This window comes from Acidomonas methanolica (genome assembly GCF_004346035.1).
Lineage (GTDB): Bacteria > Pseudomonadota > Alphaproteobacteria > Acetobacterales > Acetobacteraceae > Acidomonas > Acidomonas methanolica.
Genome location: NZ_SLZN01000016.1, coordinates 12583 through 28410 on the forward strand (window position 1 = coordinate 12583; position 15828 = coordinate 28410).

The window sequence follows — 15828 nt, forward strand, 5'->3', positions numbered from 1 at the left end:
GCGGCGGCGAACGTCTGGTTGACGCCCGCCCGCTCACGAACAGACCTGATCTGATCCGGGGTTGGGCATTTACGTTGTGTGTAGCTGATTTTCCGTTGCATTTCTGGGATGACCTCACTATAAGAGGACTGCTGAATAAGAGGCTCTCTGAGCATCTGATGGACACCCCCGAAGGCCATGCTTTCGGGGGTGTCTGTCGTCAGGGCCGCGAGGTTACGCCGCTGAAGGCGTCTCGTCCGCTTTCGCAGCCCGCTTGCGCGTCTTGCGTGGATTGGCCTTGGCCCATGCGATCGTCTGGTCGATCAGGCTCCGGACTTGATTGTCATCAGCATTGCGGGCTTCAGCAAAATTCACGATCTGACGAATCTCGGTATCCAGGTAGTCCACGCCATAGACCTCGGCGACATGAGCGACTGTCCGCGCGGCTTTCATCTGGCTATAAGGCCAGGCACGGGACGGGCCACGGCAGCATCGGACGGCGCTGGTTCGTTCGTCGGCATACCAGCGCCCGGCGCTATCGAAAGTGCCCGGAGGATGGGTCTTGCGGGCCTTGCGACGCATGTATTCAATCGCCGCCGCAACGCAGGCGTCGAAGGCTTCCTCTGTATAGTCCTCCTCAATCCCCGCAATCTTGTAAACGCGCGGATCGCCTTTGAAATCGGTATCCATTTTTTTACGTCCTCAGACCGCCTGGCTTACGACTGGGCAAGCAGGCTCACTGGTTGATGTCAGTGCCAGAGAGAGGTCGTATCGCTGAATAAGAGACTCAATCTGACACTATAGATATAGGACGTTTCGTCCTCATTGTCAAGAAATATAAGAAAGAAAAACAATAAAAGGCATTATTTTTATTGTTGTAAATTCGATATATAGTTTGCTTGTGTCGGGATTGAGGATCGTTGTCTTTTCGTTTTGTTAGATTTACTTGTATTTGTGTGTTTACGACTTGGGTGCGGGCGTTTGGGACGGAGTGCGGGTATGGCGGGGGTGGGGGAGGTCAGCGGCGGGGCGTGGAAGGGAGGCAGATGGGGCGCGGTTGCCTGGAGACAGGGTCTTTACGAGGCAAGCTGAAGGGGGGGCGCGGGGGGGCTGGGTGAAGTGCCGCGCTCCGCCCGGCTGGGGTGGTTCGATTATGGATGGGCCTGAGACGGATGATGATGGCTCGAAGCACCTCCATGACTCGTAACCGCAAGCGAGGCGGAGCCGAGCATGCCCCACACTCCGTTCGGAGGCCCCCTTCAGCATCCTCGAAACACTTCCGAAGAATTCCGAACCGCCCCTGTCCCTACATCTGTCCCTACTGTCCCTACATGTACCTACATCGCTTTCCACCATGTAGGTACACCAAAAACGGCTGAATACCGCCACTTTCTCAGGGGGTGTACCTACGTACCTACATATTTTTCAAAATAGATATATATACGCGAGCCTTTCTCCGATTAGCCTTGATCCCAAGGGGATTACAAAGCCTCATAGCCCCCTTCTTCTTATATACGTGTCTATTCCTCAAAATATGTAGGTACGTAGGTACACCCGCGTCTTTGTCTATCAATATCAATCACTTAACTGTCCCTACATGCCGCTTAAACGTAGGGACAGAGGTAGGGACACGGCTTCGGGATGTAGGGACACTCTTCCTCTCGCTAGGCATTTCCAGCCGCTTCGCGCCTCGTTCCGCCGCCTGCCGCCCGCCGGCCGCCCCCTACCGCCCCGCCCTCCCGACCCAAATAGAAAGGGGATGCCCGCACGCGCCGGCATCCCCTCTCCTCTTGTCCCGGTAAAGGCTCACTCGCTTTCCTGGTCATCCTCAACAGGCCCGCCGGCCGTCATTATTTCGGGCGTGATGACATAGACGCGAATTTTGCCGTCGTGGGGCAACCGTTTCTGAATAGTCAAACCACGTCCTTGCTTCGGGGGCTGAAGCGCTCCAGCCGCCAGAACAGCCTTGGCTGCTCGGGCTGGATCAATCCCTTTGCAAATTTCATCCCATCCTTCGACTGTAATGTAATAAGCGTAAGCGTCGTCGCCGTCCTTTGTTCTGACGGCTTCCCGGTATCCAACGCGATCCCTGACGTTCGACAGGTAGCAGTCAGCACCCTCCTTTGCTGTCCTTGCCGCGACGATGTCTTCAAAGCGAGTGAACCGGTGCATCGAAATGAATTTACGGACTATCTGAACGGCATTGATTTCTTCGCGCGACCCTATGCCGCCCCGGTCATCAATCCACGACATGAAGCAGGCGCCAACCCCCTTGAAGGCTTCTCCTGCATCCCATGGCAGAGTTCCGTATTCCCGCGCCAGTTCTCCGACTGCCGCGAAAACAGCGAACCTCGTCGCGACGCGATTGATCGCTCTATCTGCTCCACTGGGGACATATTCCTTGATAAATGCTTCGATATATTGGTTGAACCAGTCCCGAATGTCATCTCGGCCTTTTTCCGAGATGTCTTCGATCAGCTTAGCAACAAAATGACGTCCAGCAGTGCCGTGATATTTTTCACAATCGGCCTTCATCTGATCAACGAATGATTTAGATGATGGAGCGTCATGGATTGTGTCGGGCAGCCCGTATGGTGATCCATCCACTCCGGCCCTTATGGATGTCATTCGTGCTTCGATCCCGCCCGTATATGTCCCGCCAGACTTCTCGATAACCGTCTTCAGATGGTGCTCGCCCGTTGAACAGAACATGATGTCAAATTCTTTTGTCTCTCTAAGCGCGATGCTCGGTCCTGAGCGCAGCCCGCCTTTTCTGTTTGCCCACATGTAGATAATGCGACCGATTTCCTTGTTGACGCCCGTATCTTCATTCTTCAGTTCTTCCAGGAAGAGGCCGATACACGATGCCAATTCTGCTGCATTTTCAAAACCCGTTTTCGTGCCGTCGAGTTCGATCATCAATTTTGCCGGGTTACCCCAGACGCTTGTGACGACGTTCGAATACGTGGACTTGCCAAGACCAGCGTCGCCCCAGATATGGACACCGCCTGCTTCGATCACATTGCCCAACACTTTCAGGAGTGGGCTTGTCAACGCAAGGCAGATTCCAAGGATAAGCCGACTGTTTCCAGCAGATCGGGATGCGACGTGATTCTGCCATTCCTGCAACGTGCCGGACGATACATATTTCAACCGTTCGCCCTCGGTGTTGACGTGCGGTGCGGCGAAGCGAATTTCGGACGCACCCGACCCTCCGATCAACTCGCCTCCCGGCATCACAAATCGGGGGCGATCCCAACCAGCGACATTGTCCCAACCCACCGTGCTGACTGTCCTGACGAACCGTCGCGCCTCTACCGTCCCGAGGAAATCGAGAAGGAGCTTCATTACAGTCTCCGGGAAAAGCATCTTTTTCGCGCGAAGGTCTTTCAGCAATGTTGACCCGCGAGCCGAAATCTGTCCGCGCTGGACGACATGCTCAACCTGCTGACCCCGGTTCTGCCATCTCAGTATCAGCCCCGAATCCCCCCGCTCGGCAAGGTCGGTTTCGGCGACAACATCAAAGGGGGTTAGCGTGACCTGTCTGTCCACACCATCCTCTCCGATGAACACCAGGCCGTTCTTCTTCATCTTGTAGCCATCTGGCATAATTGTGAACGGCCTGAAGGCTTGCTCAGGGGGGACCGGGCGCTGCACGAGAGATACGATGTCGATACCCAGATCGGCAGGGTCTGAAACACCGGGGTTCCACCAGTCAGGCAGGTCATCCGGCAGATCGATACCGCTTACCTTGCCGCCACATTCTCCGGTCATGTATTTGCACTTCTTGATGTCAGCAGCGACATCCATTGCTTCGTTTATTCCAGCTTCACCCGCGTTGGGCCAGATCGCGACATCTCGGGCGAGGAGGGGTTCAATGCACGTCTTTGCTCTGACAGCTACAACAACGTGGTCAGGTAATGCTTCCTGAACGATGTCGGCGGCATATTCGTCGAGCATGCAGATCACAGGAGCATCGGGCTGGGATGTCAGTTTATCCAGCCGATAGAGGGGTATATTTCCGCCGTTCGCTTTGCGGACTATCTCATATGCCTCGTCCTCAGAGACGAGATGCCAGCGTTCCTTGCCGCCGCGCCGTCCGAACGCGATAGCCTGCCGCCGCATCACGTCGTTTTCGTCCGGAACCCGCAGGATGCCGAACAGCGGGCGCGATCTTTCGCTATAGTAAACGTGAATGGTCTCGGGGGCTGGCGACATAAACGAGAAATCATCAAGCGACGGCACGCAGTCCGGCATAGACGGGACCAGAGTCTGATCGTCGCTCGGCTGAGTCGGGGCTACGGAACTATCCGTGTTTATCGGGACTATAACAGCGCTACGCCTCGCCTCCAGTGCCTGGTTGCTCGTCGCGGCGGAATCAACAGAAGTCGTCGTATTCATCGTCATCTCCATTTTTTCGGAGAAAACGCTTGACCCACCGCCCGAAAAACCCATATCGTTAGCTGTCAATCTTCGATATGCGTTTGCGTGTATTTCTGGGTTTGTTCTTCGGGCGCTGGTCTATCTCTTTGGCGGAGATGGGTCAGCGTTTTCTTTTTAGGGGCATCCGCTCAGGCGGCGAGAACAGACCTGACATCAGGGTAGATTTCTCGTGCGGCGCGGATCAGCTTCGATAGAGTAATGTTCGGCTTCCAGGCGCGTGGGCCGCACTCACAGACCCAGGCTCTCATGACGACATCACGAATCATCCCCTCTGCTATAGAGTGTGCATCTCGGCGCCGGGCCAGATCAGGATGCAGCTTGCAGAATTCATCAGCGCACATGACCGAGAGAGCGTCGATCAGGCCATTGATCGTGTCATTATCATCGTCGTCGATGCGGCTGATATCGATGCGCCACATTCCGCCGCCGGTCGCCAGAATCAACTCGATGATTTCGTGCTCGGGCAAAAAATCGAGCCACCAGATCGGATTTTCGTCAGATCGAGATGGCGGCAACTGGAGGCCGGACGCAACGGCGACACCGATCAGCCGTCCGAGAGCGTCAGGGGAGGGCTTCGCCCGGTCGGTGAGAAGAATGAAATCGTTGTTCATGGGGATCGTTCCTTTCTGGGATCACTCACTTTCAGGCTGCCGCTGCGCTGGCCCGCTCCGTTTTGCGAGGGCGTCCGATCTTCGGGGTTGATGCGCTGGGACGAACGACCTGCTTCTCGATCCAGGCGTCGAGGTCAGAGCGGCGATAACGGACAGACTTCCCCATCTTGATCCAGGGCGGGCCAGCGCGCCCCTTTCGTCCGCTTACACGCAGATGCTGAAGAGTGGAGGGCGAGATTTGAAGAATATCCGCTGCCTGCTCCTGAGTCAGAAGCTGGCATGAGTCACTAGCGTTGAGAGTCATGTCTCACTCCGATCCAGTTTAGAGTTATTGGTGCAGGTTGATGCTTACACATGCAGCATGCGATACCTGAGGTCATGATGGCGTAAACCAGAAATAAAAGTAAACGACATATGCTGTTCATCTGATGATACAAAAGTGGCTCATCTTATAGTTTAAATATGCTTCAGGCTTGACGCTTTCCTTGTTGCGCTCTTTTTGCATCCCATCAACGCATTTCGAAAAACGGCAATAGAAACAATCAACTAACCAGATTTTATGTCGAAAGGGTGAAGGCACCCGCGCGGCATCAAATCGAATGGAATTTCACCCATTCCAGGCGATCTGTAGGCGGCTCGGTTTGTGAAATAAAATTCATAAACCGGCTTCTCGTTACCCTGGAGGGCTGGTGGCCGGGTAAAATTGGATGGTGGATGCAGTTAGGTGCGTCTCTAGTGCCGCTAGGAGCAGTTAGGTGCAGCTAGATGTCGTCAGTAACATCTGTGTGATGCTATCGTTTTTTAGAAGAACGGAAAATGAACATCTGAGATGGAATCTTGCGACAATTTGCGACAATCGACCTGCTAGGCAGGGGCAGTTCAGTCCATCTTGGTGCAGCTTGGTGCAAAAAATATCGTTTCAAATCAACAACATGATAGGATAAGTCATTGATCGGAAAGGGGGCTATTTTTGGTTTGCTAAACCGTTGTACGGTGTCAAGCCGTACCGTGGGTTCGAATCCCATCCCCTCCGCCACTTCGGAACAAAACTGGGCACGCCCAGGCTATCCGATTTTACGCCAGAGCTAGAGATCGCCACCAAGGTTCGGAGCAGATTGCTCTTGGACCCCATGATGCGGACCTCCTTGTCCTCGACCTCGACCCGCTGGGCGAGCAGCCGGAGGTGGTCGCGGCGGTAGCCGCCCCCGTCGAGGTGCATCCGCTTCCGGGCGGTGTCGGCGAACTGGCGAAGCATCTGCGGCGTGACGGCCTGGTGCGTCGCGCTTTCAAGCATGGTTTGCGCCCGTAGGGCATCGGCCTGGGCCTGGTCCCGAGTCGCCTTGAGGCCGGTGATGCGGTCCTTGAGCGCCGGATCGTCCAGATCGGCCACGCCCGCCTCGATCGCGTCATAGAGCCGCTTCAAGCGCAGCTCGGCCTCGGCCGCCCGCTTGTTCAACTCGGAGATATGCTCACGCCGCCGCTCGGCATGGTTCTGGCGGCGGTCGATGACGGAGGCCAATACTTCCTCCAGCCGTTCGGGCGCCAGCAGCCGATCCTCGATGTAGCCGGCGACCAGCGTGTCCAGCTTGTCCATCGGGATCGCCTGACCCACGCAGCCGGTCTCGCCCTGTCGGGCTTTGATCGAACAGGCATAGTAGCGATAGCGCCCGCTCTTGCCGGTGCGGATGGTCATGGCGCCATTGCAATGGCCGCAGAAGCAGATGCCGGTGAGCAGCGTCGGGCCGTTGACGACGCGCGGCGGCGCCACCTTCGGGTTGCGCGCCTTGAGATGCGCCTGCACCGCATCGAACGTCGCCTGGTCGATCAGCGGCGGCACCTCGACCGTGACCACCTCGCTCTGCGGCTTTAACTCCTTGGACTTGGAGCGTTTGTTGAACTCGTGCTCGCCGATGTAGGTTCGCCGCGTCAGGATGCGATAAAGCTGGCCGATCCCCCACCGCCCACCATCGCGAGTGAAGATGCGGTTACGGTTCAGATGGCTCACGATGTTCTTGACGCCCATCGGGCCGGAGCCACCGTCGCCATCCAGCGCCAGCCGATAGATCAGCCGCACCGTGTCGGCGTGCAGCGGATCGATCTCCAGCTTCTTCTTGACCTTGGCGCCGCGCGTCTCGGCTGCGACGACTCTATAGCCGATCGGCGGCAGCGAGCCGTTCCAGAAGCCTTGCCGGGCATTCTCCTTCTGCGCCCGCAGGACGTGCTTGGCGTTTTCCTTCGACTGATACTCGTCGAACAGCGCCATGATCTGCCGCATCATCTGATGGATCGGATCATCGCCGATCTCTTGGGTGATCGACAGCAGCCTGACGCCGTTCTTCGCCAGCTTGCGGACGTAGAACTCCATATCGAAGGCATCGCGGAAAAAGCGGCTGAACGAGTGAACGACCACCACGTCGAAGGGCGCGGGCTTCGACGCGCCCGCCTCGATCATCCGCTGGAATTCCGGTCGGCGATCGTTCGTCGCCGAGGCGCCCGGCTCGACGTAGGTTTCGACGAGCTGATAGCCGCGCGCGGCGCAATAGGCTTCGCCCTGCTTGCGCTGGTCGGGGATGGAGACATCATGCTCGGCCTGCCGCGCCGTCGAGACGCGCAGATAGAGGGCGGCGCGCAGCGGCACGGTCATGGCAGCAGTCTCCTTATTTCGTCATTGCCTGGTCCCGAACAGTTCGTCGAAGAAGTCGCCGAACCACCTCTCGAACAGATCGACCTCGGCCTCGCTGACGGGGATATGCTCCGGCCAGTCGTCGGTGACGTTCCAGTCCGCGAGATCGGCATCGACATCGCGGCGGCGACGATCCCGGCGGGCCGGTGGCGCCGGAAGGCCATAGTCGAAGGCCGGGGCGCACGGATCGTCGGGCGAAGCATCCGAACGCCTGTGATCGTCGGGGCTTTTCTTGTGTCGAGACATTCACGCAGAATCGCGCGCAAACGCCGCCGATTGAACGACCGAATACTACGCCACAGCTTTCCGCGTAGCGGGGGATAGAAAGACAGGCCGCAGGTTACTGTGGCGTGCCGCAGGTTAGCGCGGGTGGCGTCGCGACAGAGCATGAGACGATCAAACGAGGCCATACCACGCTCCCCGGCCGCCGCCGTGCAAGGTCAGATGCCCTTGCGCGACGAGTGCTTTCAGATGGTCCTTGATGGTGTGCCGGCTGGCGCCGCTCACTCGCGCCGCCTCCGCCACCGTGATCCGGCCATGCTCACGCACCAGCTCAAGGATCAGCACCGACAATTCAGGCATGTCGGCAAGCATGATGCGCTCGCGCTCCATCTTCTTTTCGAGGCGCTGCTTCTGCCGCTGCAAGGCGCGCAGGAAAAACTCCAGCCAGGGATTCCAGTCCGGCTCAGCCGTGCGGATCGTGCCCTGCGTCCGACGCAGAGACAGGTAATAGCCTTCCTTGCTCTGCTCGATCACGCTCTCCAGCGAACTGTAGGGCACATAGGCATAGCCCGCGCGTAGCAGCATGAGCGTGGTCAGGACGCGCGACAGCCGGCCGTTGCCGTCCTGAAAGGGATGGATCTCCAGAAACACCACGACGAACACCGCAACGACCAGCAGCGGGTGGAGGCTCCTGTCCTTCTCCCGCTCGGCGACCCATTCGACCAGCTCGGCCATACTGCGCGGCGTGTCGAACGGCGTGGCCGTCTCGAACACCACGCCGAGACTCGTGCCGTCCTCGTCGAAGGCTTCGACGTGATTGGCGAGCGTCTTATAGGAGCCGCGATGCCGCTCATCCTTCGACGAATGGACCAGCAGATCGCGGTGAAACTGGCGGATATGGTTCTCCGTCAGGGGAATCGCATCATAGGCGTTGAAGATCGTCTCCATCACCTCGGCATAGCCGGCGACCTCCTGTTCATCGCGTGTGTCGAAGGAGCCGAGGCGGATGTTCACCAGCAGCTTTTCGACTTCACGGTCGCTGAGCCGGGCGCCTTCGATGCGGGTTGAGGAACCGATGCTCTCGATCGTGGCGACGCGGCGCAGGCTGGACAGACGCTCCGGCGCGATCCGGCCGATCGCCCGCCAAGCCCCCTTGAACTCGTCGATCTCCGCGATCAGCGAGAGGACTTCCGGCGTAATGCGGAGCGTGGCGGTGTTGAGCGTCATGCCATTGAACCATCCATTTCCATCCAAATACTTGTGGCATGGCGAAAACCAAATGTCCAACCATTTGCATCTATTTTCGAGCAGACGGCCGAGGCAAAGCCCAGCCGGAATTTGATGAGGTAGGGCTTAGGGCGCCGCCCTCGGCGCGCTGCGGAGTGCCTTCCGCCCAGCTTCCTCCGCCTCCGCTTCGCTGCGTCTCCGTGCAGCCGGTTCCCCGCGAAGGCACCCACTCCGCTTGCACACCCGCTGTTCGCCACGAGGCAGGGTTGCAGCGCGCGGCGCTGCGAACCCAGCGACAAGGAAGCAAGCCATGACCATTCAGACCAGGACGCCCCGCAACACGATCTTCCAGGGCGATTGCATCGACACCATGCGGCGCTTCGAGCGGGGATCGGTTGACTTCATCCTGACCGATCCACCCTACATCACCCACTATCGCGGACGGGACGGTCGCACCGTCGCCAATGACGATAACGCCGGTTGGCTTCGCCCCGCGTTCAACCAGATGCACCGTATCCTGAAACCAGGCGGGTTCTGCGTCAGCTTCTACGGCTGGAACAAGGTGGATTTGTTCATGGACGCATGGCGTTCGGCGGGTTTCCGCGTTGTCGGCCATCTTGTCTTTCGCAAGCAATATGCGTCGTCATCGCGCTTTCTCCGTTACGAGCATGAGCAAGCCTATCTTCTAGCGAAGGGTGAAGTTACGCCGCCCGCCAATCCAATTCCCGACGTGATCGACTTCGCCTATACTGGAAACAGGTTGCATCCGACGCAGAAGCCCGTGCCGGCGTTGCTGCCCTTGATCGAATGTTTCACCCGGCCGGGCGATCTTGTGCTTGACCCGTTTTGCGGATCGGGTTCGACATTGGAGGCAGCCCAACAGCTCGGCCGCGAGTGGCTCGGCGTCGAGCTGGACGAGTTGCATCATGCGACAGCCAGCCGGCGGTTGCAGTCGCTCCATGAGGCGGCCTGAAAGGGCCGCCGACAGGAAAGGAGGAAAGTATGGTCGCTGTGATGTTGATGGGCGTTGCGGCGATCGTGCTTCTCTGCATCGCCGCCTACACCCTGGCGACCTACGCGCTCCCATTCATGCTCGGCCTGGCGGCGGCGCGCTTCGCCTATCACACCGGCTCCGGCCTGATCGGCGCCGGCATCGTCGGCCTCATCGCAGGGGCCGTCGCGTTCGGTTTGCTGGTATTCCTGTTCGAGACATTGCGTCCGCCGATCCTCCGCCTCATTGTGGCGTTGGTTTTTGCCATTCCGGCCGCGATTGCCGGCTATGCCCTGATCCACGGAATCGCCCGCGATGCCGTGCCGTCCGAAATCTGGCGGCAAATCTTCTGCGTCATCGGCGGGCTGGTCGTCGGTATCTCCGCGTTGATGAGACTAGCCGCGCCAGCGGCCGGGCGCTCCCCGCAGGTAGCCCGCTGAGTCAGCAAAGGCGCGCTTCCCGCCAACCGTTGTCCCAACTATCCGCAATGCAACCTGCCGGCGCGGCTCGCCGGGCTTCGCCCCGCTCGCGCCAACGACCGAATCAGTTTCACTTCCCCAAGGCAATAGTCATCACCTAGCTGCTCTTCTTCTCTCGCCAAATCGGCCGAAGACGACTATTTTAGTCGTTTTCATGGCGCGTGCGCCGTCGTCCGTAGGAGGTGGTCATGCATGATCACCGCCCGACAGACGCGGGCCGCTCGCGCGTTGCTTGGCTGGTCACAGGAGACGCTCGCTGACAAGGCCCTGGTATCGCTGACCGCGCTCAAGCGCCTGGAGTCGCAGAACGACCTCAAGGTGCATGAATCGACGCGGGATCAGATTCGCCGAGCCTTGGAAGATAATGGCGTCGTCCTCCTGTCGTCCGACCAGGGCGAAGGAGTCATGCTTGTCCAACGCAGCCCCCAGCCTCGTCGGGAGAGAAGCCGGTAGTGGCCATCGCGTGATGCTGCTCGCGCATCGGCGCAATCGACTTCGCTCATATCGCCGACATCATCGGCATCTATCGTGCATGAGCGTCAGGACGCGCATGGCATGAGGGCGCGCAACATGGACAAGCCCGGCTTCTCCGACGCGCCGCCGGCCAGCGAGGCGATCACCGACTATGATCGCCGCCACTTCGCCACCTATTTGCGCTTGCTCGACGCGGAGACCGAGGGCGTGGAATGGCAAGAAGTTGTGCGCGTGATCTTCGGACTCGATCCCCGCAAAGACCCTGATCGTGCCGAGCGGGTCCACGCCAATCATCTCGCGCGGGCGCACTGGATGACCGCCAACGGATACGATGCCCTGATCCGCGCAAGCCACCATTGACGTAAAACGCGATGCGCCGTGCGCATCACCTTCTGTTTGCAATCTTATTCCAGAAAAGCTGCCAAGCCGCGATCATCACTCCCTTGCTGCTCACGCCATGATGAGAGCTGGGGAGGATACCATGCCCGGCAAAGGACAATGGCGGCACGAATCCGCCTACGACTACATCGACGATCTCGATCCCGCCGCGCTCGCGTGGGAGTTTCTGAGGCGCAACCGCGACTATCGAAAGGAATATGCGCGGGTGACGCGGCGCGGCCGGATCGAGGCTGCCGCTGCTGCCGACCTCGCCGACCGTTGGGGGATGCGATTTCGCGCTGAATCCCGAGACGGCAGCACGGCGCGGCACGAGCCTCTGGAATCCCCTGGCAGATCCGGCGACGATCCTCCTGCTGCCGTCCCCGTTCCCGGCCGAAAACCCGATCATCACTGAGGCGTCGCACCGCGAGGCGCTGTCCCGATCGGTAGCGGAATCCGGCGATACGATCTTCTCCCTGCTTGCCGTGTCGGAGCTGGGGAAAGGCGCGCCGCTCGCCACCGTGGTCCTGCTCGATGACGACACGCCCGACCGAGCGGAGGCCGTGATCCGTTTTTGGACCGTTCTGAAACATCGGCCTGCGCCGCCGAACGACCGTATTACACCGCAGCGCCGGCAACGCCTTCGCCGAATGCTTCGCGTCGTGGACGCGCGCGACGAAGGCGAAACCTACCGCGCGATCGCGGAGGTGATGTTTCCACAGCATCACATCGAAGCCGCGTCCTGGGTTGGTAATCCCGTTCGGGAAACCGTGATCCGACTCGCGCGTGACGGGACGAAGCTGGTGCGAGGCGGCTATCGGATGCTGCTCCGCCGTCCCCGCAGATCATAGCCAGACCAGGCATGGTCGATGGTGTCGATTTTAGCGCGATAACTTCGACATCGTGAGAACCACCCCTCACGCGCCACCGTGTCCCCTGCCGCTCCACAGTATCCGGCGGCATCCGGCAAGCACACGGAGGCCCTCCAATGTCCGCTACGACTACCGTTATTCCGCCACGCTACCTTTGCACGCCAGAAGCTGCGCGTTTTCTCGGATTATCCTATCGCACGCTTGAGAAGCATCGCTGCTACGGCACCGGCCCGACCTATCTGAAGCTCGGCGGTCGTGTCGTCTATTCCATCGACGACTTGCGCACCTGGGCCAGCCAGGGCGCGCAGACCTCGACCGCCGATCCCGGCCGCATCTTGCCGGCCAAGCCCCGCTCCGACACGCGCGCTGCAACGCGCTGACCGGCCGCGCTATGTCCTTCCGCCGTCCGATCAGCGAGCGCGATCAGCTCGACCTGTTCCATGCGCTGCCCGGCGATCTCGCGCCGCGCGACGCACAGGACTTGATGGCCTATCCGTTCTTTTCGCTCGCCAAGTCCCGCCGCCTCGCGCCGATCGCCTTCAAGGCCGGCGCCATCCTGATCCGCGTGGAAGCCGTGCCCGAGCACGGCATGGCGACGATATGGGATGCGGACGTTCTGATTTGGGCCGCCTCACAGATCGTCGAGGCGCGCGACGCCGGGCTACGGCCCTCGCGCCTCATGGCGGCGACGCCCTACGAGATACTGACCTTCATCGGGCGTGGCGTCGGCTTGCGCGACTATGACCGCCTGAAGGCGGCGCTCGACCGTCTGCAATCCACCACCATCGCTACGTCGATCCGGCAGGCGACCGAACGGCGGCTGCACCGCTTCTCATGGATCAATGAATGGCAGGAGCGCGCCAACCATCGCGGCCGTCCGCTCGGCCTGGAGCTGATCCTGCCGGACTGGTTCTACGCGGCCGTGCTCGACGACGCGCTCGTGCTGACCATCGACCGCGCCTATTTCAGCCTGACCGGCGGACTCGAACGCTGGCTTTACCGCCTTGTGCGCAAGCACGGCGGTCGCCAGGAATATGGCTGGAGCTTCGATCTCGGCCATCTCCATGCCAAGTCGGGCAGCCTCTCACCACTCAAGCATTTCGCCTACGACCTGCGGGAGATCGTTCGTCGGCAACCGCTGCCGGGCTACCGCCTCACCATAGAGCAGCCGACCAACAGCGCCGAGCGCCTTTCCTTCGCACCGGTCGCTTCGCTGCCATTCCCGCGCGCGCCGTATCGGCTCCGGGCCGGCACCCGCCCTGAGGATAAGCTGTGAATCGCCTCGTCCCATCGGGGACCGTCCCTATCGTGCCATCGGGGACGCGATCCTCGTGCTATCGGGGACCGGATTCGTCGATTCCACTTTCCGATTCAGTGCGTTGCAGCGGCCGTAACTCTTCTAACCAGAATTACTTCGTAATTCTTCTAACGCACCGGGCGTTTCGCACCGTTGCGGATAACTCTCGCGAGGCCACCGCCGCCGACATGCAGCGCGAACCGCTCGCGCACAAATCCCGATCCCCCAAAGGAGAAACGCCATGACCGGCAGCGCGGCCCACCCGCCGCGCGGTGGCCCGACGCCGACCGCGCTTCCCACCGACATGCTCACCCATGTCGAACTGACCTGGGTGAAGAAGAAGATCGAGCACTGGATCAGGTTCGGCCGGGAGGCGCACGAACAGATTCTCGATCGTCGCCGCCGCGTCGTCTCGTTCCGGCCCGGCGCCATCTTCGCCTTCGTCCGATGGGCGTCCAACGACTTCGGCACGATCGTCTCGCGCATCGACATCGTGCGCGCGGTCGGCGCGGGCGAACCCTGTCAGACCCTCCCGTTCGTGCGACCCGGCGGCGACATCCTGTTGCGGCTCGACGGATGGCCGAAGGTCGAGCGGGTGCTGAAGGTGATCGACGGGATCGAAGCGTTGGACATCGACCCGGCCGAGATCGCGCCGGAACACTGGCGACACATCCACAACCGGCTGACCGCCGGGCACGAACCGCGCGCCTACAGCCGCACCCAGCATAGCGCCTGGCTGCTGCGCCGGGAGACCGGCAAATGACCCGCTTCGGCTACGTCATGGCGACGTATTTCGTGGTGGTCGGTATCGGCGCCCTGTCGCTCGTTCACGTCACCCCGAGACTCATCTGGAACGCCTCGGCCAGCGTGCCGATCGGACTCTACGCCATACGACCCGCGCGCCATCTCGACGTTACCGAACTGGTCGCGGTCGATCCGCCGGAGCCGCTCGCCGATTTCCTGGCGGAGCGTCGCTATCTTCCGCATGGCGTCGCGCTGATGAAGCGCATCGTGGCGCTGCCCGGCCAGAAGGTTTGCCGCACCGGCCTTGCCGTCACCGTCGATGGCGTAGCGATGGGCGACGCGCTGAAACAAGATCGTCTCGGCCGCCCGCTGCCTGTCTGGCAGGGTTGCCGCCGCATCGTTCCCGGCCAGGTTTTCCTCATGAACTGGCAGGTCCGCGACAGCCTGGACAGCCGCTATTTCGGGCCGATCGCAGCCAACAGAATCATCGGCCGCGCAATTCCACTGTGGACCGACGAGGGAGGAAACGGTCGGTTCGAGTGGCGTGCATCGACATGGCAGACCTCGCGCGACGGGAGGAACTGACCATGTATTTCCGTCGCCCCTCCGCCATCCTTCTTCTTTCCGGCCTGACGTTTGCTGCCGCCTATCCGATTGCCGCGATTGCGCAGAACGCGCCGGCGACGCGCGAGCAGACGGGCAATGCTCATGCGGGCTTTATCGCCGAAGCATCGCAACGTTTTGGCATCCCCATTGCGTGGATACGCGCCGTCATGCGCGCCGAGAGCGCCGATGCGGTGCGCGCGATCTCGCCGGCCGGAGCAATGGGTTTGATGCAGATCATGCCCGATACATGGGCGGGCCTGCGCATCCGCTATCATCTCGGCAACAACCCTTACGATCCGCACGACAACATTCTGGCGGGCACAGCATATCTCCGCGAGTTGCATGATCGCTATGGGGCGCCGGGCTTCCTCGCCGCCTACAATGCCGGTCCCCGCCGCTACGACGAATATCTGGCGACGGGACGGCCGCTGCCCGCCGAAACGCGCGCCTATCTCATAGCGCTCGCCCCGACTGTCGGCGGCGGGAAGATCACCGATCCGGTCATCGCCGTTGCTGCCGACCCGCTGTCATGGACACGCGCACCGTTGTTTTTCGTGCGCGCCGATCGCACGTTCGCCGCAGCTCCCGCGCATTCCGGGAATACTCCAGCGGCGCCGTCGCAGCGCGACACCACCGCCGACGAGCAGCCGCGAGACAGCCTGTTCGTGCCACACTCCGACGCAGGGAAGCCCCAATGAGCGCCATCCGCATGAATCGCGCTTTGGCGTGGAATAGCGTGCTGTGGAGGGAGGCAGAACCCACAACCGGCCGATGGCAGGATAAAGGGCCGCGATGTGCGGCTGTTTGCGGTTGTGGTTTTTC

The 15828-nt window shown here is 60.5% G+C and carries 18 protein-coding genes; 11 read left to right on the forward strand and 7 right to left on the reverse strand.

All coding sequences use genetic code 11. The features are described 5' to 3' along the window. Positions 1 to 213: 213 nt before the first annotated feature. From EDC31_RS11585 to EDC31_RS11615, 7 genes are all read right to left on the reverse strand, one after another. Entirely contained in the window at positions 214 to 669 is a 456-nt protein-coding gene (locus EDC31_RS11585; RefSeq protein ID WP_052511983.1) for a hypothetical protein, read from the reverse strand. A 1116-nt stretch (positions 670 to 1785) separates the two neighbouring features. Then, entirely contained in the window at positions 1786 to 4380 is a 2595-nt protein-coding gene (locus EDC31_RS11590) for a DUF927 domain-containing protein (RefSeq protein WP_158310331.1), read from the reverse strand. Between the two features lie 170 nt (positions 4381 to 4550). Beyond that, on the reverse strand, positions 4551 to 5033 hold the full coding sequence (locus EDC31_RS11595; protein ID WP_042059687.1) for a hypothetical protein: 483 nt from the start codon (positions 5031 to 5033) through the stop codon (positions 4551 to 4553). A 31-nt stretch (positions 5034 to 5064) separates the two neighbouring features. Further along, positions 5065 to 5337: a helix-turn-helix domain-containing protein gene (locus tag EDC31_RS18530; protein ID WP_081797657.1), complete on the reverse strand. Its 273-nt coding sequence runs from the start codon at positions 5335 to 5337 to the stop codon at positions 5065 to 5067. Positions 5338 to 5997: 660 nt separating this feature from the next. Next, positions 5998 to 7677 (reverse strand): recombinase family protein, encoded by a 1680-nt coding sequence (locus EDC31_RS11605; protein WP_042059690.1) that lies wholly within the window; start codon positions 7675 to 7677, stop codon positions 5998 to 6000. A gap of 21 nt (positions 7678 to 7698) precedes the next feature. After that, positions 7699 to 7962, reverse strand: coding sequence for a hypothetical protein (locus EDC31_RS11610; protein WP_042059692.1), 264 nt, complete (start codon positions 7960 to 7962; stop codon positions 7699 to 7701). Positions 7963 to 8112: 150 nt separating this feature from the next. Then, positions 8113 to 9165, reverse strand: coding sequence for a Fic family protein (locus EDC31_RS11615; RefSeq protein WP_042059695.1), 1053 nt, complete (start codon positions 9163 to 9165; stop codon positions 8113 to 8115). 310 nt (positions 9166 to 9475) lie between these two features. Between EDC31_RS11615 and EDC31_RS11620 the strand changes: the two genes are divergently transcribed. The 11 genes from EDC31_RS11620 (at position 9476) to EDC31_RS11670 (ending at position 15704) form a co-directional block, all read left to right on the forward strand. Next, a complete protein-coding gene (locus EDC31_RS11620; protein ID WP_042059697.1) occupies positions 9476 to 10138 on the forward strand; it encodes a DNA methyltransferase in 663 nt (220 codons plus the stop codon). 29 nt (positions 10139 to 10167) lie between these two features. After that, on the forward strand, positions 10168 to 10596 hold the full coding sequence (locus tag EDC31_RS11625; protein ID WP_042059700.1) for a hypothetical protein: 429 nt from the start codon (positions 10168 to 10170) through the stop codon (positions 10594 to 10596). A 231-nt stretch (positions 10597 to 10827) separates the two neighbouring features. Next, positions 10828 to 11088, forward strand: a complete 261-nt coding sequence (locus EDC31_RS11630; RefSeq protein ID WP_042059702.1) for a helix-turn-helix domain-containing protein — start codon at positions 10828 to 10830, stop codon at positions 11086 to 11088. A gap of 117 nt (positions 11089 to 11205) precedes the next feature. Continuing rightward, the gene (locus EDC31_RS11635; protein ID WP_042059740.1) at positions 11206 to 11469 is read left to right on the forward strand and encodes a DNA -binding domain-containing protein; all 264 of its coding nucleotides are present in this window, start codon (positions 11206 to 11208) and stop codon (positions 11467 to 11469) included. 121 nt (positions 11470 to 11590) lie between these two features. After that, positions 11591 to 11902 carry a transcriptional regulator domain-containing protein gene (locus EDC31_RS11640; RefSeq protein ID WP_052511985.1) on the forward strand — a complete coding sequence of 104 codons (312 nt, stop codon included), beginning with the start codon at positions 11591 to 11593 and terminating at the stop codon, positions 11900 to 11902. Between the two features lie 70 nt (positions 11903 to 11972). Continuing rightward, positions 11973 to 12338 carry a DUF2285 domain-containing protein gene (locus tag EDC31_RS11645; protein ID WP_204366670.1) on the forward strand — a complete coding sequence of 122 codons (366 nt, stop codon included), beginning with the start codon at positions 11973 to 11975 and terminating at the stop codon, positions 12336 to 12338. 137 nt (positions 12339 to 12475) lie between these two features. Beyond that, complete coding sequence (locus EDC31_RS11650) at positions 12476 to 12739, forward strand: helix-turn-helix transcriptional regulator (RefSeq protein WP_042059707.1); 264 nt, start codon at positions 12476 to 12478, stop codon at positions 12737 to 12739. Between the two features lie 11 nt (positions 12740 to 12750). Continuing rightward, entirely contained in the window at positions 12751 to 13635 is an 885-nt protein-coding gene (locus EDC31_RS11655; RefSeq protein WP_042059710.1) for a replication initiator protein A, read from the forward strand. Positions 13636 to 13897: 262 nt separating this feature from the next. Continuing rightward, complete coding sequence (locus tag EDC31_RS11660) at positions 13898 to 14419, forward strand: DUF2840 domain-containing protein (protein ID WP_042059712.1); 522 nt, start codon at positions 13898 to 13900, stop codon at positions 14417 to 14419. Further along, positions 14416 to 14985, forward strand: a complete 570-nt coding sequence (locus EDC31_RS11665) for a S26 family signal peptidase (RefSeq protein ID WP_042059713.1) — start codon at positions 14416 to 14418, stop codon at positions 14983 to 14985. The genes EDC31_RS11660 and EDC31_RS11665 overlap by 4 nt, the downstream gene beginning before the upstream one ends. Beyond that, entirely contained in the window at positions 14955 to 15704 is a 750-nt protein-coding gene (locus EDC31_RS11670; protein WP_042059715.1) for a lytic transglycosylase domain-containing protein, read from the forward strand. Before EDC31_RS11665 ends, EDC31_RS11670 begins: the two co-directional genes overlap by 31 nt. Positions 15705 to 15828 lie beyond the last annotated feature (124 nt).

Bases quoted from the DNA above. Each gene is read 5' to 3' on its own strand.
- EDC31_RS11660 (WP_042059712.1), top strand. From the start codon at position 13,898: ATGACCGGCAGCGCGGCCCACCCGCCGCGCGGTGGCCCGACGCCGACC.
- EDC31_RS11655 (WP_042059710.1), top strand. From the start codon at position 12,751: ATGTCCTTCCGCCGTCCGATCAGCGAGCGCGATCAGCTCGACCTGTTC.
- EDC31_RS11610 (WP_042059692.1), bottom strand. From the start codon at position 7,962: ATGTCTCGACACAAGAAAAGCCCCGACGATCACAGGCGTTCGGATGCT.
- EDC31_RS11665 (WP_042059713.1), top strand. From the start codon at position 14,416: ATGACCCGCTTCGGCTACGTCATGGCGACGTATTTCGTGGTGGTCGGT.
- EDC31_RS11640 (WP_052511985.1), top strand. From the start codon at position 11,591: ATGCCCGGCAAAGGACAATGGCGGCACGAATCCGCCTACGACTACATC.
- EDC31_RS11625 (WP_042059700.1), top strand. From the start codon at position 10,168: ATGGTCGCTGTGATGTTGATGGGCGTTGCGGCGATCGTGCTTCTCTGC.
- EDC31_RS11670 (WP_042059715.1), top strand. From the start codon at position 14,955: ATGGCAGACCTCGCGCGACGGGAGGAACTGACCATGTATTTCCGTCGC.
- EDC31_RS11605 (WP_042059690.1), bottom strand. From the start codon at position 7,677: ATGACCGTGCCGCTGCGCGCCGCCCTCTATCTGCGCGTCTCGACGGCG.
- EDC31_RS11650 (WP_042059707.1), top strand. From the start codon at position 12,476: ATGTCCGCTACGACTACCGTTATTCCGCCACGCTACCTTTGCACGCCA.
- EDC31_RS11620 (WP_042059697.1), top strand. From the start codon at position 9,476: ATGACCATTCAGACCAGGACGCCCCGCAACACGATCTTCCAGGGCGAT.
- EDC31_RS11590 (WP_158310331.1), bottom strand. From the start codon at position 4,380: ATGAATACGACGACTTCTGTTGATTCCGCCGCGACGAGCAACCAGGCA.
- EDC31_RS11585 (WP_052511983.1), bottom strand. From the start codon at position 669: ATGGATACCGATTTCAAAGGCGATCCGCGCGTTTACAAGATTGCGGGG.
- EDC31_RS11635 (WP_042059740.1), top strand. From the start codon at position 11,206: ATGGACAAGCCCGGCTTCTCCGACGCGCCGCCGGCCAGCGAGGCGATC.
- EDC31_RS11595 (WP_042059687.1), bottom strand. From the start codon at position 5,033: ATGAACAACGATTTCATTCTTCTCACCGACCGGGCGAAGCCCTCCCCT.
- EDC31_RS11615 (WP_042059695.1), bottom strand. From the start codon at position 9,165: ATGACGCTCAACACCGCCACGCTCCGCATTACGCCGGAAGTCCTCTCG.
- EDC31_RS18530 (WP_081797657.1), bottom strand. From the start codon at position 5,337: ATGACTCTCAACGCTAGTGACTCATGCCAGCTTCTGACTCAGGAGCAG.
- EDC31_RS11630 (WP_042059702.1), top strand. From the start codon at position 10,828: ATGATCACCGCCCGACAGACGCGGGCCGCTCGCGCGTTGCTTGGCTGG.